The sequence below is a fragment of the Rudaea sp. 3F27F6 genome (assembly GCF_005503555.1).
Classification (GTDB): Bacteria; Pseudomonadota; Gammaproteobacteria; order Xanthomonadales; family Rhodanobacteraceae; genus Rudaea.
In genome coordinates, this window is record NZ_SCNG01000005.1 from 252,689 (window position 1) to 275,188 (window position 22,500).

Genomic DNA, 22,500 nt, shown 5'->3' on the forward strand with positions numbered 1-22,500 from the left:
ACCGCTGTGGTCGGCGGTGAAGCGTCGGTCGTTTCGGGAGGGAAGGATGAGCGAGGTCATTCATGTGGTTTGGCGCTCAATCTTTGCGGCGTCGATGCTACTTCTCTCGCAATCGGCCTGTAGCGTGGACGATATGCGCAAAGAGTTCCCAAGAAATTTTGAGCTGATGAGCGATCAAGTCGCAGAAGGAACGCTGGATGTTCCTATCAGCGAGATTTTCTTTTTGGGTATGGTGCAAGTAGGCAAGCTCGCTGATGCGGCTGGGCGCGGTGATACCAAGCAAATGCAGCAGCTCGTTGCTCAAGGTGTGCCGGTCAACGGAGTAGGGCAGCGCGGGATGACGCCGCTTTTGTGGTCTTTGGGAAAGCGAAATATGAAGGGCTTTCTTTGGCTCCTTGAACACGGGGCAGATCCGAATTTAGTATCTTGCTGCGATATAAAGAGGCCCAAGCTAAGCCCAATGGGGATGGCGGCTCAGGGTGGCGATTCGGGTTTTTTGGAAGCTCTGCTAAGCCATGGCGGTGATCCGAACTCAATTGTTGATGATGTTGAGCGAACGCCAATTTTTTATGCGGTGACGTTGCGGCGGATGCGAAACATCGAATTGCTTATCCGGCATCGTGCCGATCTCAATCGCGTGGAGTTGAGAAATGTCACGGTTATGGCGTTTGGGCATACAGTGCTTCAGCATGCACTTGATTCTTCGCAGTTTGAAATAGCTCTTACGCTTCTGCGGGCTGGGGCCAATCCTTGCGTCAAGGATCGTTCAGGTCATTCAGTGGCCGGGGCATTGATTGGAAACAACAATTCCGGGGCGACATGGCAGGACCGAGCGGCTTTCCCTCAGGTTGTCGATTACCTCAAGAAATATACCTGCGAGTGACAAGAAGAGGGTGCGCCACACTAACCTGTTCGGCAAAATTCTCGGTGCAGGCGCGGTGGTATTCAATCCCTTCGATCTCAATTCGCATTGCAGGGCATCAATGTGGATAGCGCCGGGCATCGGTCCTCGCGGCATAACTAATTTCTATATCTTTGGCGATACTTTGAGCGCAGTTTGGTTTTTTTAATTTCAATTAATGAAAATAGCAGCACCTTTTCAAAAACTCGATCGATACTCGACCAAAATTTTTTGGCATTGATCAAGGTGGAGAATATGGCTCAGAAAATTCTTCAAGGGAGTTCCATCGTGATCGCGCTTCTGCTTTCGCAATCGGCGTGTAGTATGCAGGACGAAATAAAACGGAAAGAGTCCAGTGGGTACGAGTTCATGGCGGGTCAAATTATCCATGCGGCCATGACTGTCAGAATTGAAGACGTGTTCTTTCTTGGTTCAGTCGAAATCGGCAAGCTTGCCAGCGCGGCTGAACGAGGCAACACGGAACAGATGCAACGGCTGGTCGATCAAGGCGTGGCGATCGATGGAGTCGGGCAGAGAGGGATGACGCCGCTCTTATGGGCCATGGGCAAGCGGGGCGTGACTGGGTTCCGGTGGCTGCTTGAACACGGAGCAAGCCCCAATTTGGTGTCATGCTGCGACGTAAAAAATTCACAGTTAAGCCCAATGGAGGAGGCTGCGGCGATTGAAGACTCGCAGTATCTTCAGGCGCTGCTCGAACACGGAGGAAATGCCAATCTGATTGTTGATAGCGCCGAGAGGACGCCAATCTTTTCTGCGGTAAAGTTTCGACATAAAAAGAACATTGAGCTACTGGTTCGATATCGCGCCGATCTCAACCGCGTGACACTGAGTGACATTACCGTAATGGCTTTTGGCGGCACTGCGCTTCAGCAGGCGCTCGATTCTTCGCAATTTGAAATCGCCTTAATACTTCTGCGTGCAGGTGCCGATCCCTGCATTAAAGACCGATCTGGGCACACCGTAGTTGGCGGCATGATTGGTCGAGGCAATTCAGGCTCCACTCTGCAAGATCGAGAGGCTTTCCCTCAGATTGTCGAGCACCTCAAGCGGTATACGTGCGATTAGCCCTGCGACGTGCGCTCTGTGCACAATTGCCTTGCTCGATCGTCGCCAACGCATCGTGCGCGATGAGGCGGAAATGCATGCGCAGCAATTCGAACGACATTCAATCCGGAAATTTTGGTATTGATGATCGAGGTCATTCATATGGTTTGGCGATCAATCTTTGCAGCATCTGCACTGCTTCTCTCGCAATCGGCCTGCAGCGTAGACGATATGCGCAAAGAGTTCCCGAGAAACTTTGAACTGATGAGCGATCAAGTCGCAGAAGGAACGCTGGATGTTCCTATCAGCGAGATTTTCTTTTTGGGTATGGTGCAAGTAGGCAAGCTCGCTGATGCGGCTGGGCGCGGTGATACCAAGCAAATGCAGCAGCTCGTTGCTCAAGGTGTGCCGGTCAATGGGATAGGGCAGCGCGGGATGACGCCGCTTCTATGGGCCTTGGGTAAGCGCAATGTGATGGGATTTCTTTGGCTGCTCGAGCACGGCGCCGATCCGAACCTGGTGTCGTGTTGCGACGTCAAGCGACCTCAGCTCAGCCCGATGGGGATGGCAGCGAAAGGAGGCGATTCACGCTTTTTGGAAGCTCTGCTCAGTCACGGAGGGAATCCCAATTTAACGGTTGATGATGCAGAAAGAACGCCGATTTCTTATGCAGTGACGCTGCGACGCACCCGGAATATCGAATTGTTGATCCAGCATCATGCCGATCTGAATCGCGTGGAGTTAACCAACTATCCGATCGCGGCGGCTGGAGATTCTGTCCTGGAACTTGCAATTGGCTTGAACTACTTCGAAGTGGCCCTTCTACTCCTTCGTGCAGGTGCAGATCCGTGCGTGAAGAATCGCTCTGGTCACACTGCCGTCAGCATCATGGTGGGCCGAGGCAACTCGGGCTCGACTCAAGAAGATCGAGAGGCTTTCCCGCAGATTGTTGAGTACCTCAAGCCGTATACGTGCGCTTAGCTCGACGGAGCGCGCTCTGTACACAATTGCCTTGCTTCATCAGCGCCAGCGCAGCGCGCGCGGTGAGTAAGGAATATCGGCACCGCTGCCGAGTGCGAGAAGACTTTCGTCACCGAAGGCGACGGCATGGCCTTGGCAGCGATGGGGCGGACGCGGACGGGCACGGCTCCGTCGTCGAGGCGATGGCCGCGCTGCGAATAGTTTGACGATCGGGTTACAAGTCAACGATTCTGCGGGGATCCGTTGCGTTCTTGCGTATCGCGCCAGCGGCGAGTGGCTGCGTCGCGCGATCGCTCGCGCGCTGCGCGGCCTCATTTTGCTCTCATTCTGCGAAGTCCATCGATCTCGTTTGAGGCAAGGGCGAACAACGTCACGTTAACAATCGTTCTATTTCTTTATCATCGGCTTGCTTCCGATTTTTGATGTGACCTCGCCGGGTTTCAGGGGGCTTGGCAGGTCGCCCGGGAAAGAGATCGTCATGACTTCGCCGCCCCCAATGCACCGCACGATCTCGTCGGCCTCCGAGCCTGGCTCGGCGGACCGCGATTCCGCCAGGGCCTCCGATTCCGCTTCGCAATTTCGTCGCGCCGACGCGACGGCGACGGGAGACGCTTATCAGGGCCACGGACACGGGCAGGACTGGTGGAGCCGCCTGAGCAATACCCAGGCGGACATGCTCAGGCCGCTGTCCGCGCAGCTTTTCGAAAAGCTCGACGACGCGTTGTTCGATCGCTCCGGTTCTTCTTTCCAGCAGTTCTTCGAGGGCATGCGCGTTCTGCGCAAGAACCGCGAAGCGCTGATCCAGGGTTGGTTCGACCGTCTCGACGAGGCATGGAAAAATCTGCGGCCGCAGGCGCCCGGTTCGTTTCGGCCGCGTCTGGTTTCCGCTGCGGGTGCCCCGGTCGATGCGAACGGCGGTTTCTCGCTGGTCGATGACGTCACGCTTGAGCGCAAGCTCGCGATCGAAAGCTCGATCGCACGCGGTGCATCCCTGTGCCGCATGGAGCTGCCGCCGCTGTGCCATCGCCTCACCGTGCTGCGCAAAGGTGTTGTAGTCGAGGCCGACGAAGTGCCCGCGGCGCCGGCTCTGCTGGTGCAAACCTTCGCCAAGTCTCTCGACGAAGTGCCGAGCCTGCCGGTCGAGGTGGCCTTGGTCGTATTCAAGCTGTTCGACCGCGTCGTGGTGAGCACGGTCGAAGCAGGCTGCAAGGAACTCAATCGCATCCTCGTGCAAGGCGGCGTGGTGCCGCAGTGGAATTGGTCGCCGGCGGCGGCGCATCGGGCGGCGATGGCGCGCAGCAACCGGGCTATGCCGGCCGCGCCCGCGCCGCAGCGCGAGTCGTGGGAAGACCCCTCATGGCTGGAGACGGTGCCTGCGCTCGGCCCCGACCTGCATGATGCGTCTATGCCGCCGGGCGCGGATTTCGCCGCCGGCAATTTCGTCGTACCCAATCTCGAATTCGGCGCGGAAGGTTTTCCGAGCCCGGTCGAACAGGCGCGTCTGACCGCGACGGTGCGTGCGCTGCTCGAACATCGCCGCATGGCGCGCTATGCCACGGCATGGGCCCCCGGTGCCGGACATGCGCAGGCGATGCCGGGCGCTGCGGGACCGGCAATGCCGATGGGCGCGATGGCCGGCTGGAGTCCGGCTATGGCCGAGCCGGTGCCGCGCGCGCTCGAACTGCATACCTTGATGGAAGTGCTGGCGTCGCTGCCGCCGCCCAAGCTGCCGACCTCGTGGGTCGGTGAAGCGGAAGAGACCTGGGACCCCGGCATGCTCAAGCACGAGTTGAGCCGGACCCTGCTTCAACGCATGCCGCCCGGCGCGGCGACGAAGGCCGCGCCCGCTGCGGGCGCGCCAGAGTCTGCGAAGGACGGTCGCGCCGATCAGGCGGAAGTCCCGCTCGGCGAACACGAAGACGTCATCGATATGGTCGCGATGATGTTCAGCTACATTCAACAGGATCAGGCTCTGCCTGCCGGCGTGCAGGCGCTGCTCGCGCGCCTGCAACTGCCGTATCTGCGCCTCGCCTTGGTCGATTCGCGCATGTTCACCGATGCCGGTCATCCGGCGCGCGCGCTGATGGATCGTCTTGCCGAGGTCGGCAAGAGCTGCACGCCCGGTAGCCCGATGCTCGCGGAAAAAATGCTGAAGATGCACGCGCTGGTCGGCCGCATCGTCGCGAACCACGATGTCGGTTATGCCTTCTTCGAGCGCGAATGGACGCAGTTCCGCACTTGGTCCGATGCGGTCGCCGAGCGCGCCGCGGCACGTGAGCGCGATCAGCTCACTGCCCTGGCGAATGCCAATCCGAAAGCACTGGCCGACGAAGCGCCTGCCGCGGCAACGTCTGCCGACGAAGCGATCATCGATACGAAATCCGAGCCGCCGCTCGCCGAAGAGGCTGCGCCGGCCAAGCCGACAATGACGGCGAATGCGTCTGCCGAACAACTGGCCGAACGTTCACGTCTGCATCAGATCCGTCTCGCGGTGACCGCGCGCATGCACGGGCGCCTCGACGGCCGCGATATGCCCGAAGGGCTGCGCCATATCCTGTCGTTGCTTTGGGTGAATCGCCAGACGCGAATCTGCCAGCAGTACGGAGAGCGCTCTTACGAAGCGTCGTGGCTGGAGAGGCAACTCGACAGCGTCGTCGCTCTGTTGTCGGTCAAGCCGAGCACGAAGGCGCAGAACGATCTCGACCAGGATTGGCCCGGAATGGAACGCGCTTGGGGCGACGTGCTGGCCGAAGGGCCGGCGTCCGCCGAGGCGCGCGCGCGCTGGATCGCCATGTTCCGGCGCTGGGCCGAGGTTCGCACCGGCAAAACGGCTGCCGATCCCGCGCAGCAGTGGAATTGGCACGAAGGATTTACTGCTTCTGCCGACCCCGTGCATCCATCTGCGGTGGAGGATGTGCAATCGCTAGATGAGGTCGCAGAGGAATCGGCGCCCGCCGAGCCCTCCTCGCCGGCTGAAGCGGACGCGACGCCGGCGGCCGGACGCAGCTCCGCGTTCAAGATCAAGCCGATCCTGACCAAGCCGAGTCCGACGCGCTGGGCGATCGGTGACTGGATCGAGTTCAAGGACGAAGCGGGCGAGGGCGCTGCCGAGCCGAAGGCGAGCCGCGCCGGTCGCGGCAAAGTTTCCTGGATCGGCGCCTTCACCGGGCGTACGATTTTGGTCAAGCCCGACGGCACGATCTGGCGGGAAGAAAGCCGTGTCGATCTGGACGATCTGCTCGATCGCGAACTGGCCTTTATCGTTCCGCGCGCATCGCTGTTCGATCGTTCGCTGCAGTCGATGTTCAGCAAGCTGCGCGACGGTGTCACGTCGGCGCTGTCCTGACGATTCGATTCGAGTCTCTCTTGCTCTGACGGTTCCGCGCGTCTGACGCGCGGACGTCGCTGCGTGCGCGGTGCCCTTGCCGTGCGCCACTTCTCCATGGATCAAACGGATACCGATCGCGGCTACATGCCCGCGCGTTTCGCCGCACCGGTCTGCGCGAGGTTTGATAAACGTTGTCATCGCCACGCCGAAAAGGTCCGAAGATTCTTGAGTGTTCGCATATGGCTAAAACGATGAACTTCAATATTTATTAATAGGGACAATCAATTATTGAATTCTTCGGGACTGAAACCGAATTCACTGAAAGCGTGAAAATCGTCTGATAACGTTGTCATTCGGGGGCATAAGAACAAGCAGTCAGTACGCAAGACCAAAGGCGACGGCGAAGCCAAGGAAGCTCGCCGGCTGGAGTGCGTCGACGGAGTCGGCAGGTGGTTCTTCGTTCTGTCACTCGATAATCCCGGAGGCATTCATGTCTGTACAACTGAAACGACTCGCTTTGGGCAATGCACTAGGAATGGCCTTGGCGTCCGCCGGCCTCATCAGCATCGCGCCGATCGGCGCGGCGCATGCGGCCGGCGCTGCAGCATCGGCCTGCGCTGCGGCGTGGAACGCCGGCACGGTTTATACCGGCGGCAATACCGCAAGCGAAAACGGCGTGAACTATCAAGCGAACTGGTGGACGCGCGGCGACGATCCCGCGACGAACAGCGGCGCCAGCGGCAGTGGTAAGCCGTGGACATCGCTGGGTGCATGCGGAGAAACGCCGACGCCCACGCCTACTCCGACACCCACGCCGACCCCGACGCCCACACCCACGCCGACTCCAACTCCTTCGGGCAACTGCAACCCGGCCTGGGTCGCAACGACGGCTTATTCGGGCGGAGCGCAGGTCAGTGAAAGCGGCGTCAACTACAAGGCGAACTGGTGGACGCAGGGCAACGATCCGGCGACCAGCAGTGGCCCGAGCGGCAGCGGCCAGCCGTGGACATCGGAAGGCAGCTGCAGCGGTTCGCCGACACCGACTCCCACGCCAACGCCCACACCGACTCCTACGCCGACACCCACGCCCACGCCGAGCGGCCTGGTGTTCAGTCCGTACAAGGACATCACGATCAATCTCGACTGGAACACCAACATCATGCACACGGCGATCACCGGCACGTCGATTCCGGTCGTCGGCACGGGCAGCCTGGTATCGACGCAGGTGCCGAATCTCGGTGCGATCACCCTGGCTTTCGCCACCGGCAGTTGCGGCAGCGAAAACTGGGGCGGCGTCGGCGCGGACAGTTTCGCCACTGCGAACGTGTCGGCCCTGGTCAACGCCGGAGTGAACTACATCGTCTCGACCGGCGGCGCCGCGGGCACGTTCTCCTGCGCCAGTCAGTCGGGCATGAGCACGTTCCTGCAGCGCTACGCATCGTCGCGCTTGATCGGCGTCGACTTCGACATCGAAGGCGGCCAGTCATCGACCGATATCGCTAACCTGGTCGCTCAGGTGAAGTGGGCGGAATCGCAGTATCCGAATCTGCGTTTCTCGTTCACGCTGGCCACTCTGGCTGCGAGCGACGGCAGCTACGGTGGGCTCAACACACTCGGCGACACGACGGTAAACGCGATCAAGAATGCCGGCCTGTCCAACTACACGATCAACCTGATGGTCATGGACTACGGCGGCGCGTCGTCGGGCGTCTGTGTCGTTGCCGGAGGTGTCTGCGACATGGGCCAGTCGGCGATCCAGGCGGCCGTCAATTTGCAGCACAGCTACGGGATTCCGCTCAGCAAGATCGAGCTGACTCCGATGATCGGCGTCAATGACGTGTCGAGCGAAACGTTCACCATCGCCAACGTCGACACGATCGTCTCCTACGCGGCGGCGAACGGGTTGGCCGGGTTGCACTTCTGGTCGCTCGACCGTGACACGCCATGTCCGAGCCCGACCAGCACCGCATCGTCGACCTGCAATTCGGTCAACGGCAGCATGGTGCTGCAGTACACCGATCGTTTCCTCAGCGATCTCGGTCGTTAGTCGCTGCATGGACATCGCGCGAGGATGTGCGCGATGTCCGCCATATCGGCACCCGGCGGCTTCGGCCTGCCAGGTGCCTTAGTGAAACGACTTCCGCTTGCGAACGCCGTCAGTTGTTCTGTTGCGCGGGCCGCGTCTGCGGGCGCGGCGGCGGGCGTCCGTTGTTCGAGTCGCCGGGGCGCGGGCGGTTGCCGCCGTTGCCGGGATTCGGCAGCGGTCTTCCGCCTGGGCCGACGCCGCCCGGTGGGCGTGGCGGCGGTGTGGTAACCGGCGGCCGGCCTCCCGGTCCATTGCCGCCGGGTGGGCGCGGCCGCGGCGGTGGCGGGCGCCAGTCGCCCGGCGGGCGTCCTCCGCCCCACGGCGGCCGCTGCGGCGGGCGCATCGAGGGCGGTCGCGGCGGCAACGGGCGATAGATCGGCCGATGGTCGATCCAGTAGCCGCGGTTGCGGTACCACGGCCGCGACGGATAGTAGCTGTCCCAATACGCGCCGAGCGAAAAGCTCACGACCGGAATGCCGAGCTGCGGCCCGTTGCCGTCGAGATAGACCGTCTCGTTGTTGTTCTGGACGAACTGCAAATATTGCGCGTAGATCCAGCCGCGGTCGGCGCCGACCAACACGTCGCACCAGGAATAGCCTTCGACGCAGCCCTGCACCTGCAGGCCGGTCCATCTCGGCACCACGGTGACCGCCGGATACTCGGTGCCCGGGCCGCTGCGCAGGTTCACGTCGGCATTGACGTAGGCGTCGGCGGCGAAGACGGACAGCGAGGTGCACAGCAACAGAACGGAAAGGACGAGTTTCGATACGAGGCGCATACGGGACTCCCCATCATGGCGACGCTTCATGGTAGCGCTTTCGGCGGCGCCGAATGTGCACAACCTCGCCGAATCGCAAACGGAGTCTGCGGAACCGAACGCGTCTAGCCGACGCGCAGCACGCTGCTCTGCTCGTACCAGTCGCCGAGCACGATGCGCTCGGCTGCGTTGCCGTCGAGCGCGAAGGCATGCGTGGCCGGTCGGTGCGTATGACCGTGGATCAGTTTGTGCACTCGGTGTTCGCGCATCGCTGCTTCGACCGCGCCTTGGTTGACGTCCATGATTTCCATTTTGGCCGTGGACGTGTGCTTGCGGCTTTCACCGCGCGCCTGTGCGGCGAAAGCGCGGCGCTCGGCCAGCGGCTTGGCGAGGAACTGCTGCTGCCAGCGCGGATCGCGCACGAGCGAACGGAATTTCTGATATTCGACGTCGTCCGTGCAGAGCGTATCGCCGTGCATCAGCAGCACGCGCTCGCCGCCGAGTTCGATCACGGTCGGATCGGCGAGCAGGGTCATGCCTGCGCGCGCCGCGTAGTCCGCGCCGAGCAGGAAATCGCGATTGCCGTGCATGAAATAGACGGGGACGCCCGCGTCGCTCAGCGCGCGCGTCGCCTGTGCGATGCGCGCGGGCAGGGCGGCATCGTCGTCGTCGCCGATCCAGCTTTCAAACAGGTCGCCGAGGATGTAGAGCGCGTCGGCATCGCGTGCTTCGCCGGCGAGCAGCTCGACATACGCGTCGACGATCTGCGGACGCACCTCGTCGAGGTGCAGGTCGGAAATGAACAGCGTGGTCATCGACGGAAGCTCGCGACGCCGACCGTGGCCGGCGTCGCGCGGCGGCTTACGGCAGCAGGTCGACCTTGTCGATCGTCACCGGCGTCGTCGGCACGTCGCTCGGCAGCGGGCCGGCGGCGCCGGTCGGCACGGCGGCGATCTTGTCGACCACGTCCTGGCCCTTGACCACCTTGGCGAACACGGCATAGCCCCAGGTCATGCCGTTGGTCTCGGCGGTGAAGTCGAGGCGCTTGTTGTCGACCACGTTGATGAAGAACTGCGCGGCGGCCGAATGCGGGTCGCCCGTGCGCGCCATCGACACGGTGTACTTGAGGTTGGATACGCCGTTGTTTGCCTCGTTGCGGATCGGCGCGCGCGTGCGCTTGAGCTGCAGGTCCTTGGTGAAGCCGCCGCCCTGAACCATGAAGCCCGGGATCACGCGGTGGAACACGGTGCCGTTGTAGAAACCTTCCTTCGCATACTGGAGGAAATTTTCGACCGACTTCGGCGCCTTGTCCGCGAGCAGTTCGATCGTGATGTCGCCCTGGCTGGTGTGCAGCACGGCTTTGCTCGCGGCCGCGGTAGCGGGCGTCGCGGCGGTGTTTGCTGCGGGCTTGTTCGCCGGCGCGGTGGCGGCAGGTTTTGCTGCAGCGGATTTGGCCGGGGCGGCCGGTGCCTGGGCGAATGCGAGCGGCGCGGCGAGAAGAAGAGCGAAGCTGAGCAGCAGATGTTTGGTCATGAACGAAACTCCAGGTGCGAAGGCCGCCATGATAGCGGCATGCAAAGGATGCGCACAGTCGCGCGTGCCGGTTACGGATGCGTTTGCGGCCGCTGCGGATCGTCCAACGCGATGCCTTGCCGGCACAACGGGCAGTCGTCGGGCTGCCACAGATCGAATCCGCGCTGCGCCAGCGTTTCCACGGCTAGGCCCTGGGCGGCGAAATACGTCGTTGCCGCATCGCCGAGAACGAGCAGCGCGCCGATCGCGCCGACGGAAGCGCCCGCCTCGGTGAGCGCCGCGATCGTCGCGCGCGTCGACGAGCCTGCGCTGATCACGTCGTCGACGACGGCGACGTGCTTGCCGCGCGCATGTACGGTCAATCCGCGCGGCAGCCGGTATTGCGCTTGATACAAACCGGAGTCGGCGGCGTTTGAAACAAGTTCGGTGTAGTAGAACTCGGCACCGAGAGCGGCGGCGACGGCCTGGGCGAGAAACGCGCCGCCGAGGAGCGGGCCGCAGACGACCGAGACGGAATGCGGACGCAGCTTGTCCGCGAGTGCCGCGGCGAATGCAGCGGTTCGCGCCGGGTCTACGAACAAGGCATCGAGCATCAGCCAGACGTCAGTGTGCAAGCCGGATTCGAGCAGGAAATGGCCCCGCCGTTCCGGCACGGCGAGCGAAGAAATGGGCGTCATGCGGAGGATTCTACGCCGCGAGCTTCTCGCCGGTCTTCACCTGCAGCTTGATGTCGAGATGCTTGAGATAGTCGCGCTCCTGTTCGAGATCGGTGCGCGTCAGCGGATGCGCGTCGAGCCACGCTTCGGGCAGGCGCAGTTGCAGGGTGCGGTCTTCGAGTTTGAGGGTGAGTTGCGGCAGCGGCTCGGCCTTGCGCGCGCGTTGCAGCAGCACGGCGAGGCGCAGTAGCGCGGTGACGCGCGCGGTCGAGCGGCGCAGGCGCTCGGGCGCGATGTCGATGATGCTCTGATCGGGCTTGCGCCGGTGGCAGCGCAGGATGATCGCGAGGACGATCTGCTCGTGGCGGGCGAAGCCGGCGAGGTCGGAGTTCTCGACGATATAGGCGCCGTGCACGTGGTGTTGGCTGTGCGCAATGGCGAGGCCGATCTCGTGGATACGCGCGGCCCAGGCGAGCCAGTCGCGTTCGTCGTGGCCGAGCTGCCAGTCCACCGCGATCGAATCGAATAGCGCGTTCGCGGTCGCCTCGACGCGGTCCGCGTGGGCACGGTCGACGCCGTAGCGGTGAGCGAGCGCGTCGATGCTCGCCGTGCGCGGATCGCGATGCTCGGCGCGGCCGATCATGTCGTAGAGCAGGCCCTCGCGCATCGCCGTTTCGCAGACGCGCATCTGGCGGATGTCGAGGGCGTTGAATGCGGCTTCGAGAATCGCCACGCCGCCGGCGAACACGCCGACGCGGTCCTCGGCGAGGCCGGGCAGACGGATGCGGTCGATGCTGCCCGCGGCGAGCAGGGCGTCGCGGATTTTTTCCACGGCGACGCGCGAAATGCCGGTGTCGCTCCAGCCGCAGGCCTGGGCGACGTTGCCGATCGCCTTGGCCGTGCCGCTCGAACCGATCGTCTCGCTCCAGCCGTGCGCGCGGTAGTCGGCGGCGAACTGCTGCAGCTCGACCGAGATTTCGCTCTGCGCGCGCTGCCAGCGCTTGGCGCTGAGCTTGCCGTCGTCGAAGAAGCGCATCGTGCTCGCGACGCAGCCCATCTGCAGGCTTTCTTTCTCCAGCGCGTCGAAGCGCTGGCCGATGATGAATTCGGTGCTGCCGCCGCCGATGTCGATGACCAGGCGGCGCTCGGAGGACTCGGGAATGCCGTGAGCGACGCCGAGATAGATCAGGCGCGCTTCCTCGCGGCCCGAGACGACCTCGATCGGATGGCCGAGCGCGTCTTCCGCAGGCACGAGAAAAGTGCCCGGCACGGCGAGGCGGCGCACGGTGTTGGTCGCCACCGCGCGCACGCGCTCGGACGGCAGGCCCGACAGGCGCTGGCCGAAACGCGCAAGGCAAGCCAGCGCGCGGTCGCGGCGCGCATCGTCGAGGCTGCCGTCGGGGCGCAGGCCGGCGGCCATGCGCACGCTGTCGCGCAGGCGGTCGATCACGCGCAGTTCGCCGTGCTCGTAGCGCGCGACGACGAGATGAAAACTGTTCGAGCCCATGTCCACCGCGGCGAGCAGCTCGCCGTTGCGGATTTCCTGGTTGCGGCTGTTGCTCACTCTGAGGGCTTCCCGATGCTTTCGCTGCGCAAGATCGCAAATCGTAGCGGGCGAATGCAAGCGAATTATGACAATCCTATTTCCGCCGCAGCAGGCCGAGGACGGCCGCGAGGGCAGCAAGCGGCAGCAACAGGCAGAAGAAACCGAGATGGACCATGCCGAACGCGCCGCCGATCGCGCCGACGAGGAAGCCGGCCACGGCCGGCGCCATCTTGCGCAGACGCGCGCGCGCCGGCGCCGCGGCGCCGCCGAAGGCGAGGTCGGCAAGGTCGATGACGATCTGGGTGACGTTGCCGGTCATCACCGTCGTCGGTCCGTGGCCGGCGAAGGTCGTGCGCGAGGCGGCATTCTGGATCGCCATCGCGACCACGCCGAGCATGCCGGTCAGGATCGTCAGCGGCGCGTCCGCGTCGAAGATCGGCGAGGCATAGACGCCGACGCCGAGGAACGTACCAAGGAAAATCATCTCGGCGACGAGAATCGGTACGACGGCATCGCGCTGGCGCCGCGCGCAGCGCAGTTCGAACACGCGCGTTGCGGCGACGGCGAGCAGGAACACCGGAAACGCGAGCAGCTTGCCGAGCAGGCCGCTGCGGCCGCCGGCGAGCCCCGCGCCGATCAGGACGAAGTTGCCGGTGACGTGCGCGGTGAACAGGCCGAACAGGGCGATGAAGGCCGCCGTATCGACGAAGCCCGCGGCGAAGGCGAACAGCGTGCTTGCGGCGACGTCGGTGGACGGCGCCGCAGGCGTCGCGGCATTGCGGGATTCGGTGGCGGAAGTGTTCATCGCAGGTCGCGCGGATTCTTGCGCATCGCGATCGGCTTCACCAGCCCCGTGCATCAATGCTTCGCCGCGTGCACTTCGGCGATGTAGCCGCCGGGGAATTCGATCACTGCGCTGCTGCGGTCGCTGCCGTCGAAGCGCGGCGCAAGCACCTTGGCGCCGTTGGCCTGCGCCTTGGTCAGGGTCTCGTCGAGATTATCGACTTCGTAGCCCGTGGTCTCGCGGCCGAACGGATAGGGCAGATGGCCGTCGCTGACGAGTAACTGCATCTTGCCGAAGCCCGACTCGATGCGGATGCGCCGATAGGTTTCGTGCGGCTTGCCGATCTCGCCCGCGTCGGCGCGGCGCTCGTCGGACACCACGCGTCCTTGTGAGAACTGGAGGAAGCCACGCACGAAGGCGTCGACCGCGTCGCGCGAGAGATAGACGCGATTGTCCGGGACGCGGGTGAGCGGCTTGTAGTCCGGTTTGGCGTCGTGCCAGTAGAGCTGCATCTTCACTCCGCCGGGCCATTGGATCACCGTGTCGAGACCGATCGGATCGCGGAACGGCTCGACGATCACTTCGGCCCCGGCCGCGCGCGCGGCGGCGACGGCTCGGTCCATATCGGCGACGAGCCAGCCGGTGCGCTTCTGGCCGAATGGATAAGGAATCGGTGTGGAGAAGGCGAAGGTCGACAGCGTGCCGACCGGCGTCCACACGTATTGCGCCTGCGTGCTGCTCGGCACCGGCAAGACGTTGGCGGTGATGCGCGGCGATGCCTTGCCGCCGAAGGTCGCTGTGAAGCTCGCGATGAACGCGTCGTAGTTCTTCGCATCGTCGAGATAGACGTGGGTCGTGTCGTACTGCGCGCCGACCGCAACGCCGCTTGCTGCCGGCATTTCCTTGGCCGGCGCGGCGGCGGTGAGCAAGAGCAGCACGGCCGCGAAGGCGGCGTGGTGCAGGCGGATTCGCGGCGACTCGATGCGCATGATGATTCCTCGGAAGTGGGACGAAGGTGGCGTGACGATGTCAAAAGGCCCAGCACGAACAGCCGAGCGCGCCCCAGAAACTGCGCGGATCGGCGAGATCGGTGGCCGCTGCGTGTGGGTGTCGATGTACGCCGCAGGCTGCGTGCCGAGGCGTTGCGTGCATTGCCGATTTCGCCGCGTCGGATTTCCAATGGCGGCTGCCGAAATTCACCGGCGACCAATCCGGCATCGGCGCCGGCATCGGCGGATCGAGCGGCTTGAACTCGGCGTCGGCGTAGACGATTTTTCCACCGACGACGGTGAGCACGGAAACGATCTCGCGGATACGTTCCTCGGGCAGGCTGAAATAGTCGTCCGAAAGCACGGCGAAGTCGGCGAGCTGGCCCGGTGCGATCTGGCCCTTGAACCCTTGTTCGTTCGAGAACCACGTGTTCGCCCGCGTATACAAATCCAGCGCCTCGTGGCGGTCGAGGCAGTTGCGCGCGGGATAGAGGCGCGTGCCGCCCAGCGTGCGGCCGCTCGTCAGCCAGTACAGCGAGGTCCACGGATCGTAGCTCGCCACGCGCGTGGCATCGGTGCCGGCGCCGACGCGAATGCCGAGTTCGAGCATGCGCTTGAACGGCGGCGTCGCCTCCGCGGCCTTGGCGCCGTAGCGCTCGACGAAATACTCGCCCTGATAGGCCATGCGGTGCTGCACGGCGATGCCGCCGCCGAGCCGGGCGATGCGTTCGAGATTGCGCTCGCCGACGGTTTCGGCGTGGTCGAAGAACCAATGGATGCCGTCGAGCGGAACGTCGCGGTGCACCTTCTCGAACACGTCGAGTGCACGGCCGATCGACTCGTCGTAGGTCGCATGCAGGCGCCACGGCCAGCGTTTCGCCGCAAGTGTGCGCACGACGGCTTCGAGTTCGCCTTCCATGCCGGGCGCAAGCTGCGGGCGCGGCTGACGGAAGTCTTCGAAATCGGCCGCGGAGAACACGAGCATCTCGCCAGCGCCGTTGAGCTTGTAGAAATCGTCGCCTTGCTGGTAGCGATGGTTCTGCGTCCAGCGCGTGAAGTCGGCGAGTTCCTCTTTCGGCTTTTGCGTGAACAGGTTGTAGGCGATGCGCAAGGTCAATTGGCTGCGCGCATGTAGGTCGGCGATGACCTTGTAGTCGTCGGGATAGTTCTGGAAACCGCCGCCCGCGTCGATCACGCTGGTCACGCCGAGGCGATTCAACTCGCGCATGAAGTGGCGCGTCGAATTGAGCTGGTAGTCGTACGGCAGCTTCGGTCCGGTGGCGAGCGCCGAATAGAGCAGCATCGCGTTCGGTTTGGCGAGCAGCAGGCCCGTCGGCTCGCCATTCGCGTCTCTGACAATTTCACCGCCCGGTGGATTCGGCGTATCGCGCGTATAGCCCGTCGCACGCAGGGCCGCGGCGTTGAGCAGGGCGCGATCGTAAAGATGCAGGATAAACACCGGCGTATCGGGTGCGGCGGCATTCAACTCGGCAAGCGTCGGCAGACGCTTCTCGGCGAATTGATGCTCGCTGAAGCCGCCGACCACGCGCACCCATTGCGGCGCCGGCGTGCGCGCGACTTGCTCGCGCAACAGGCGCATCGCGTCGGCGAGCGAGGACACGCCGTCCCAGCGCAGTTCGAGGTTGTAGTTGAGGCCGCCGCGGATCACATGCAGATGCGAGTCGATCAGGCCGGGAATCACGCGGCGGCCGCGTGCGTCGATCACCTGCGTATTCGCATCGGCCAGCGCCATGATTTCCGCATCGTCGCCGACCGCGACGAATTTGCCGTTGGCGACAGCGACCGCCTGTGCCTGCGGCTTGCCGCGATCGACGGTGGCGATCCTCGCGTTGTGCAGGATCAGATCGGCGTGTTGCGGCATGGCGATGTCCTTGGGAATTCTGTCGCGCCGGCGGCTTTTCTACTCGTCATTCCCGCGTTCGCGGGAATGACGGTCGTGAGGCACGTGTGTTCCTTGCGGTGTGCTTTCAGTTCTTGCCTTCGATAAAGGCAAGCAGATCGGCGTTGAGCTGGTCGGCATGCGTGCTCGCGAGGCCGTGCGGTGCGCCTGCGTAGACCTTGAGCGTCGCGTTCTTGACGATCTTCGCCGACAGTCTGCCGGAGTTGTCGATCGGCACGACTTGGTCGTCGTCGCCGTGAACGACGAGGGTCGGCACGTCGATCTTCTTCAGGTCTTCGGTGTAGTCGACTTCGGAGAACTGTTTGATGCAGTCGTAGAGTCCCTTGAGGCCGCCGAGCATGCCCTGCAGCCAGAACGAGTCGACCAAACCCTGCGACTTTTTCGCGTTCGCGCGGTTGAAGCCGTAGAACGGACCGGCGGCGAGGTCTTTGAAGAACTGCGAGCGATCGGCGAGCACGCCGGCGCGGATACCGTCGAATACCTCGATCGGCAGGCCGCCCGGATTCGTCGCGGTCTTCAGCATCTGCGGCGGCACCGCGCCGACGAGTACGGCCTTGGCCACGCGTTTGGTGCCGTGGCGGCCGATGTAATGCGCGACTTCGCCGCCACCCGTGGAGTGGCCGACGAGCACGACGTCTTTCAGATCGAGCTGCTCGATCAGCTCGGCCAGATCGTCGGCGTAGGTGTCCATGTCATTGCCGTGCCACGGCTGCGCCGAGCGGCCGTGGCCGCGGCGATCGTGCGCGATGGTGCGGTAGCCGTGGCTGGAGAGGAACATCATCTGCACGTCCCAGGCATCGCCCGTGAGCGGCCAGCCGTGGGAGAAAACGACGGGCTGCCCTTTGCCCCAGTCCTTGTAGAAGATTTCGGTACCGTCTTTCGTGGTGATCGTGCTCATGGATGATCCTTGACAGTGGAGGGAACGGAGGGACGGCGGTGCCGCGCGCAGCGGACACCGGGATACAGCATGCTCGCTATGCGATGGCGATTCAGTGACCTTCTTCGGCGTTGAACATCGCCTTCGCCTTGATGCGGACAAGGATTCGGTTCCCGGCAAAACGCGCCGATATCCGATCCTCGTCCGGCTTGGTCTTTTCGGCAGAGGGGCTTACGGCGTCATGTCGAACAACAGCAGCTCGGCATCTTCTTTCGCGAGCACGGCGAGTTTTTCCGCATCGGTCCATGCTGCGGCGTCGCCGGTGTTCAGCGTCTCGCCGTCGACTTCGATCGCGCCGCGCGCGACCTGTAGCCAGAGCTTGCGGCCCTTGGCCGGCACGTAGGTCAGCGTGTGCTGCGCGCTCAGGCGCGTGGCGTAGAGATCGACGTCCTGATGAATCTTGAGCGCGCCGTCGCGCGGCTGGCCCGAGGCGATCAGGCGCCATTGGTCGGCGAGATCGGCCGGAGCGAAGCGCTGCTGCTCATAGCCCGGCTTGATACCGCTGCGCTCGGGCATGATCCAGATCTGCAGGAAATGCACCGGATCGGTCTTCGAGGCGTTGAACTCCGAGTGCACGACGCCGGTGCCGGCGCTCATGCGCTGCAGTTCGCCGGGCTGGATCTGCGCGCCGGTGCCCATGCTGTCCTTGTGTTCGAGCGTGCCGTCGAGCACCCAGGAAAGAATTTCCATGTCGCGGTGCGGATGCGCGCCGAAGCCTTTGCCCGGCTCGACGCGGTCTTCGTTGATGACGCGCAGCGGGCCAAAGCCCATGTGTTTGGCATCGTAGTAGTCGCCGAACGAAAACGTATGGCGGCTCTTGAGCCAGCCGAAATCGGCGAGGCCGCGGTCGTGCGAGAGGCGGGTGATGTGCATGGCGTGCTCCAGGGATTCGATGGAGCACAATTTAGGCCTCGTCCGGGTCCGCGCCTAGCCGGCAGGACGCGAACTCGGTGTTCGCATTTGCCGAACACGGTATGCCCGCGGCGCCGCAGCGTGCCGCCGCCGCATTGGCCGCGGCGCCGAGACAGGCGTGTGCGCCGCTACGCGCGGGCCAACCTTCGATCGCGGATTGCGCTCAGCCGGCCTGCGCGTCCGCGGTCTTCGCCGCGTAGCAGTCCATGACGCGCGTCGAGTAGACGAGCGCAGCGCCGGCGTTGACCGAGATCGCCGTGCCGAGCGCTTCGGTGATTTCCTCGCGCGTGGCGCCGGCGGCGATCGCCGCGGCGGTGTGCACGGCGATGCAGCCGTCGCAGCGCAGCGTCACGGCGACGGCGAGCGCGATCAGCTCGTTGACCTTCTTGCCGAGCAGGGCGGTTTTTGCCGACGCGCCGCTGAGGCCCTGGTAGCCGCGCACGACGTCGGGGCTCGTGTGCGCGATGGCGCCGACGCCGGCCAGCACCTGTTTGTGGTATTCATTCCAGTCGAGCATGCTCATGGCGACTCCTCGCGGTGGGGTGCGGCGACTATAAATCCGGATCGGTCGCGGTGGACGTCCACCGCGGAAAAATCCGCGGCTCGGGAGACATCTTTGGATTACGACTTCGGCGACATCCGCGCCTTTATCGAAGTGGTCGAAAGCGGCGGCATCAATGCGGCGGCGACGCGGCTCAACGTGTCGAAGTCGCAGCTCAGCGCGCGCGTCGCACGGCTGGAAAGCGAACTGCGCGCCAAGCTGTTGCATCGCTCGCCGCGCGGCATCGCCGTCACCGACGCGGGCCAGCGCTTCTACGAGCGCATGCGCGAGGTGTTCGCGCGTATGCAGCAGGCGGTCGACGAAGCGTCGGGCGAGGAATCGGGTTCGCTGAGCGGCAGCCTTCGCGTCGCCGCGCCGATGACCTTCGGCACCGAATATCTCGGACCGGTGCTGTTCGCGTTTATGCGTGAACACCCCGCGCTCGAAGTGACCCTCGAGCTCGACGATCGCTACGTCGATATTCTCTCGGGCGGCTACGATCTCGGCGTGCGCATCGGCCGCCTGTACGACTCGACCCTGATGGCGCGGCGCATTGCGCCGAGCCGGCGCGTGCTCGTCTGCAGTCCGGAGTACGCCGAGCAGAACGGCACACCGCACGCGCTCGAAGACATTCAGGGCCACGACTGCATCTGCTACGGCAATGCCTCGGTCGCGCCGTACTGGCAGTTCGCGCCGGCCGCCGAAGGCGAGGCGCCGCGCCAGATCGTCGTGCGCGGCCGCACTCACTTGAACAACGGCGACAGCATGCGCGACGCAGCCGTCGCCGGCCTCGGCATCGCCTTGCTGCCGATGTTCATCGCGGCGAAGGCGCTCGCCGAGGGCAGACTGATCGAACTGCTGGCGGAGACGCCGCCGACCGCCGATACGATCTACGCCGTCTACCCGCAGACGCGCTACGTCAGCCGCGCCGTGCGCGCGCTGATCGATGCGCTCGTCGCCGCGTTCGACCGCACGCCGCCGTGGGAGGGCAGGCCGTCCGCACGGGAATGATCGAACGCTAAGCGTGTTTGCGCGTATCATGCCGGGCTTCTTTTCCGTGCCGAGCCGACCGCCAGGCAGCTATCCGCCCGATGCCTTCCTCTCCTCCGATTCCGCACCGCGGCCTGCTCGCCGGCCTGCTCGCCGCGCTGACGATGCTCGGGCCGTTCTGCATCGACGCGATCTTTCCCGCGTTTCCGGCGATCGCGCGCCAGTTCGGCGCGAGCGAAGTCGCCATGCAGCAGACGATCAGCGTCTATCTGTTCGCCTACGCTGCGTTGTCGCTGTTCGTCGGCGCGATGTCGGACGCGTGGGGTCGCCGCACCGTCATCATCGGCGGCCTCATCCTCTTCCTCGTCGGCACCATAGGCTGCGCGCTCGCGCCGTCGATGCAGACGCTGCTCGTGTTCCGCGCGCTGCAGGGCATGTGTGCGGGTATCGGCATGATCGTCGGCCGTGCGATCGTGCGCGACTGTTTCGAAGGTGCGCCTGCGCAGAAGCTGATGGCGCAGATCAGCATGATCTTCAGCCTCGCGCCCGCGCTTGCGCCGATGTTCGGCGCGGCGCTCGTGGCCTGGGACGGCCGGCCGTTCGCGCCGCCACCGGCCGGGCTGGTCGGCTGGCATGCCGTGTTCTGGGCGCTCGCGGTCTTCACTTCCGTGCTGATCGTGCTGTGCCTTGCGGTGCTGCCGGAAACGCATGCGCGCGAACGGCGCATCGCCTTCCTGCCGAGCACGCTGTTCGCCAACTACCGCAGGATCGTCACCGATCGGCCGTTCGCCGCACTCGCGCTCGCGCTGACGTTCAACTCGGGCGGATTCTTTCTCTACATCGCCAATGCGCCGGCGCTCGTGCTCAACATCCTCAAGCTCGACCAGAACCATTTCCCGTGGTTGTTCGTGCCGGCGATCAGCGGACTCACGCTCGGCGCGCTGTTGACCAGCCGCCTCGCCGGACGCGTGTCGGTGCGCGCGCTGGTCGGCAGCGGCTACGCGGTGATGCTGAGCGCGTCGCTGCTCAATCTGCTGATCGCCTCCACCGTGCAGCCGGCGCGCGTGCCGTGGACGGTGCTGCCGATCGGGCTCGGCGCGATCGGCGTTAGCCTCGTCGCCCCGGCGCTCAACCTGCTCGTGCTCGACCGCTTCCCGCAATACCGCGGTGCGGCTTCGTCGGTGCAGTCGTTCTTCATGTTGATCTGCAGTGCGCTGCTCGCGGGCGTGCTCGGGCCGCTCATCGCGGTCTCGGCGCTGCACCTCGCGATCGCCTCGGCGGTGTTCTATCTGCTTGGCCTTATCGGCTGGAGCTGGTATCGCGCGATCGCCAAGCGCATTCCGGAGAAAATCGACGGCGATGCGGCGGTGGTCGCGGCGACGGGAACGAATCCGGATTGAGGCGTGTACGGGGGGACGGTCAAGGCATCGGGGATGCGGTGCGGCAAGACCGTTGATACGAAATTTGAATGGGGGTGTTACGCATGCAGAAGCAAGACAAGGCCATTGCCTATTTCCTGATCTTCCAAGCCGTGGTCGGCGGACTCGTTTTCGCAAATTTGGCCGTGAATACATCGATCCCGCTCGGAGTATGGGTGGTCTTCGCACCGTTGATCGCGGCGGCACTGGCGGCGGGAATCAGCTCGCTGGCGCGCAAGCGCTGGGCGGCAATTCTCGGCGCGGTCGTCTTCGCCGCGCAGGCGCCGATATTCGCTTCGCACTATTTTTCTTACAGCGCGTGGCTCGGTATACATTTGGATTTTGCGTTTACCTGGAACGACCAGGCCAAGGTCGGCGTGAACGTGTTTGCCCTGGTCATGCTGATCTGGTCGGGTTTTCGCCTCAACGCGCCCGACAGTCCTTTCAAAGAGACGACGCCGAGCGAATCCGCATAGGCATCGTCGGATGCCTCAGCCGGAAGCCGCAACGCTCAGGATCGATGCGATTTGCCCTGCGCTCTATAAAACGGCCGCACGAATTTAAATGGATTGCCGAAGCGGCAGGCCGATGCGAGCGGGGCAATCTGGTCAGACGAATTCTTTGCGACTACGGATTGTTCAAGCAGCAACTTTTTAACTCACAGCACCAACCATTGCCCCTGCGGAAATTTGCCGTGGTATCCCCACGGCATCCTTCCCTTGATATACCAGCCAATCCGCTCCTGTGTGAAAGCCGTCAGGGCTTGCCGGTGGATCAGGAGTGTGGCGATGGTTTCCACGTCGTCCGCAAGCAGCGCACAGACTTCCGCGTCGGGACAACGGTCCCAAGCCTGCAAATGGGCTTGGCGGGCAAGATCGGTAATCGCGGGATTCGCCGCATTCGCCAGAGAACCGGCGCGCTTATGGTCCGCACAGCACAAGTCTTCATAGGGCTGCTGATACGGTGGTGCGTAAAACACATCGGGATCGTTTTCGATGCTTGCGTGCATTTCATCGCGATTCCCCATCGTGCTCGCCTGTGCTTCCGGCTCGCCGATATGAGCCAGCCAGGGACTTTGAGAGAACTGCGCGTAGAGTGCTTCGTAATCCATAGAACACACGGTGAGCCCGAAGGAAGGATTTGCCTACTGCAGCG

20 protein-coding genes are annotated in these 22,500 nt (G+C 63.9%); 8 read left to right on the forward strand and 12 right to left on the reverse strand.

Annotated elements, in window-relative coordinates; all coding sequences use genetic code 11:
• The first annotated feature begins 46 nt into the window (after positions 1-46).
• From FFS30_RS18810 to FFS30_RS18830, 5 genes are all read left to right on the forward strand, one after another.
• On the forward strand, positions 47-883 hold the full coding sequence (locus tag FFS30_RS18810; RefSeq protein WP_171014733.1) for an ankyrin repeat domain-containing protein: 837 nt from the start codon (positions 47-49) through the stop codon (positions 881-883).
• Positions 884-1,057: 174 nt separating this feature from the next.
• Complete coding sequence (locus FFS30_RS18815; protein ID WP_137914733.1) at positions 1,058-1,987, forward strand: ankyrin repeat domain-containing protein; 930 nt, start codon at positions 1,058-1,060, stop codon at positions 1,985-1,987.
• 123 nt (positions 1,988-2,110) lie between these two features.
• On the forward strand, positions 2,111-2,947 hold the full coding sequence (locus FFS30_RS18820; RefSeq protein ID WP_249352559.1) for an ankyrin repeat domain-containing protein: 837 nt from the start codon (positions 2,111-2,113) through the stop codon (positions 2,945-2,947).
• Between the two features lie 478 nt (positions 2,948-3,425).
• Positions 3,426-6,293: a DUF1631 family protein gene (locus tag FFS30_RS18825; protein ID WP_137914735.1), complete on the forward strand. Its 2,868-nt coding sequence runs from the start codon at positions 3,426-3,428 to the stop codon at positions 6,291-6,293.
• A gap of 472 nt (positions 6,294-6,765) precedes the next feature.
• On the forward strand, positions 6,766-8,322 hold the full coding sequence (locus FFS30_RS18830) for a carbohydrate-binding protein (protein WP_212742519.1): 1,557 nt from the start codon (positions 6,766-6,768) through the stop codon (positions 8,320-8,322).
• Between the two features lie 109 nt (positions 8,323-8,431).
• Here FFS30_RS18830 and FFS30_RS18835 read toward each other — a convergent pair whose 3' ends face one another.
• From FFS30_RS18835 to FFS30_RS18885, 11 genes are all read right to left on the reverse strand, one after another.
• On the reverse strand, positions 8,432-9,139 hold the full coding sequence (locus tag FFS30_RS18835; RefSeq protein WP_171014734.1) for an SH3 domain-containing protein: 708 nt from the start codon (positions 9,137-9,139) through the stop codon (positions 8,432-8,434).
• A gap of 104 nt (positions 9,140-9,243) precedes the next feature.
• Entirely contained in the window at positions 9,244-9,933 is a 690-nt protein-coding gene (locus FFS30_RS18840) for a UDP-2,3-diacylglucosamine diphosphatase (RefSeq protein ID WP_137914737.1), read from the reverse strand.
• A 46-nt stretch (positions 9,934-9,979) separates the two neighbouring features.
• On the reverse strand, positions 9,980-10,474 hold the full coding sequence (locus FFS30_RS18845) for a peptidylprolyl isomerase (protein ID WP_249352560.1): 495 nt from the start codon (positions 10,472-10,474) through the stop codon (positions 9,980-9,982).
• A gap of 248 nt (positions 10,475-10,722) precedes the next feature.
• Complete coding sequence (locus tag FFS30_RS18850; protein WP_137914739.1) at positions 10,723-11,328, reverse strand: phosphoribosyltransferase family protein; 606 nt, start codon at positions 11,326-11,328, stop codon at positions 10,723-10,725.
• Between the two features lie 10 nt (positions 11,329-11,338).
• Entirely contained in the window at positions 11,339-12,871 is a 1,533-nt protein-coding gene (ppx, locus tag FFS30_RS18855) for an exopolyphosphatase (RefSeq protein ID WP_283235229.1), read from the reverse strand.
• 76 nt (positions 12,872-12,947) lie between these two features.
• The gene (locus FFS30_RS18860; protein WP_137914740.1) at positions 12,948-13,658 is read right to left on the reverse strand and encodes a YoaK family protein; all 711 of its coding nucleotides are present in this window, start codon (positions 13,656-13,658) and stop codon (positions 12,948-12,950) included.
• A gap of 53 nt (positions 13,659-13,711) precedes the next feature.
• Positions 13,712-14,536, reverse strand: a complete 825-nt coding sequence (locus tag FFS30_RS18865) for a glyoxalase (RefSeq protein ID WP_212742525.1) — start codon at positions 14,534-14,536, stop codon at positions 13,712-13,714.
• Positions 14,537-14,666: 130 nt separating this feature from the next.
• On the reverse strand, positions 14,667-16,508 hold the full coding sequence (locus FFS30_RS18870; RefSeq protein ID WP_137914742.1) for an amidohydrolase: 1,842 nt from the start codon (positions 16,506-16,508) through the stop codon (positions 14,667-14,669).
• Positions 16,509-16,614: 106 nt separating this feature from the next.
• Positions 16,615-17,445 carry an alpha/beta hydrolase gene (locus FFS30_RS18875; protein WP_137914743.1) on the reverse strand — a complete coding sequence of 277 codons (831 nt, stop codon included), beginning with the start codon at positions 17,443-17,445 and terminating at the stop codon, positions 16,615-16,617.
• Positions 17,446-17,655: 210 nt separating this feature from the next.
• Positions 17,656-18,357: a pirin family protein gene (locus FFS30_RS18880; RefSeq protein WP_137914744.1), complete on the reverse strand. Its 702-nt coding sequence runs from the start codon at positions 18,355-18,357 to the stop codon at positions 17,656-17,658.
• Between the two features lie 202 nt (positions 18,358-18,559).
• Entirely contained in the window at positions 18,560-18,913 is a 354-nt protein-coding gene (locus FFS30_RS18885; protein WP_212742526.1) for a carboxymuconolactone decarboxylase family protein, read from the reverse strand.
• Between the two features lie 99 nt (positions 18,914-19,012).
• On the opposite strand from FFS30_RS18885, the gene FFS30_RS18890 reads away from it, so the two are divergent.
• From FFS30_RS18890 to FFS30_RS18900, 3 genes are all read left to right on the forward strand, one after another.
• A complete protein-coding gene (locus FFS30_RS18890) occupies positions 19,013-19,948 on the forward strand; it encodes a LysR family transcriptional regulator (protein WP_171014735.1) in 936 nt (311 codons plus the stop codon).
• 80 nt (positions 19,949-20,028) lie between these two features.
• Positions 20,029-21,327, forward strand: a complete 1,299-nt coding sequence (locus FFS30_RS18895) for a multidrug effflux MFS transporter (protein ID WP_137914747.1) — start codon at positions 20,029-20,031, stop codon at positions 21,325-21,327.
• 83 nt (positions 21,328-21,410) lie between these two features.
• Positions 21,411-21,821, forward strand: a complete 411-nt coding sequence (locus FFS30_RS18900; protein ID WP_137914748.1) for a hypothetical protein — start codon at positions 21,411-21,413, stop codon at positions 21,819-21,821.
• Between the two features lie 182 nt (positions 21,822-22,003).
• Here the strand turns inward: FFS30_RS18900 and FFS30_RS18905 are convergent, their stop codons facing one another.
• Entirely contained in the window at positions 22,004-22,456 is a 453-nt protein-coding gene (locus tag FFS30_RS18905) for a hypothetical protein (protein ID WP_137914749.1), read from the reverse strand.
• Between the last annotated feature and the right edge of the window lie 44 nt (positions 22,457-22,500).

Excerpts from the sequence above, each read along its gene's own strand:
- FFS30_RS18880 (WP_137914744.1), bottom strand. The coding sequence starts at position 18,357 with ATGCACATCACCCGCCTCTCGCACGACCGCGGCCTCGCCGATTTCGGC.
- FFS30_RS18835 (WP_171014734.1), bottom strand. The coding sequence starts at position 9,139 with ATGCGCCTCGTATCGAAACTCGTCCTTTCCGTTCTGTTGCTGTGCACC.
- FFS30_RS18860 (WP_137914740.1), bottom strand. The coding sequence starts at position 13,658 with ATGAACACTTCCGCCACCGAATCCCGCAATGCCGCGACGCCTGCGGCG.
- FFS30_RS18885 (WP_212742526.1), bottom strand. The coding sequence starts at position 18,913 with ATGCTCGACTGGAATGAATACCACAAACAGGTGCTGGCCGGCGTCGGC.
- FFS30_RS18895 (WP_137914747.1), top strand. The coding sequence starts at position 20,029 with ATGCCTTCCTCTCCTCCGATTCCGCACCGCGGCCTGCTCGCCGGCCTG.
- FFS30_RS18865 (WP_212742525.1), bottom strand. The coding sequence starts at position 14,536 with ATGCCGGCAGCAAGCGGCGTTGCGGTCGGCGCGCAGTACGACACGACC.
- FFS30_RS18850 (WP_137914739.1), bottom strand. The coding sequence starts at position 11,328 with ATGACGCCCATTTCTTCGCTCGCCGTGCCGGAACGGCGGGGCCATTTC.
- FFS30_RS18870 (WP_137914742.1), bottom strand. The coding sequence starts at position 16,508 with ATGCCGCAACACGCCGATCTGATCCTGCACAACGCGAGGATCGCCACC.
- FFS30_RS18830 (WP_212742519.1), top strand. The coding sequence starts at position 6,766 with ATGTCTGTACAACTGAAACGACTCGCTTTGGGCAATGCACTAGGAATG.
- FFS30_RS18875 (WP_137914743.1), bottom strand. The coding sequence starts at position 17,445 with ATGAGCACGATCACCACGAAAGACGGTACCGAAATCTTCTACAAGGAC.
- FFS30_RS18820 (WP_249352559.1), top strand. The coding sequence starts at position 2,111 with ATGATCGAGGTCATTCATATGGTTTGGCGATCAATCTTTGCAGCATCT.
- FFS30_RS18825 (WP_137914735.1), top strand. The coding sequence starts at position 3,426 with ATGACTTCGCCGCCCCCAATGCACCGCACGATCTCGTCGGCCTCCGAG.
- FFS30_RS18900 (WP_137914748.1), top strand. The coding sequence starts at position 21,411 with ATGCAGAAGCAAGACAAGGCCATTGCCTATTTCCTGATCTTCCAAGCC.
- FFS30_RS18840 (WP_137914737.1), bottom strand. The coding sequence starts at position 9,933 with ATGACCACGCTGTTCATTTCCGACCTGCACCTCGACGAGGTGCGTCCG.
- FFS30_RS18810 (WP_171014733.1), top strand. The coding sequence starts at position 47 with ATGAGCGAGGTCATTCATGTGGTTTGGCGCTCAATCTTTGCGGCGTCG.
- FFS30_RS18905 (WP_137914749.1), bottom strand. The coding sequence starts at position 22,456 with ATGGATTACGAAGCACTCTACGCGCAGTTCTCTCAAAGTCCCTGGCTG.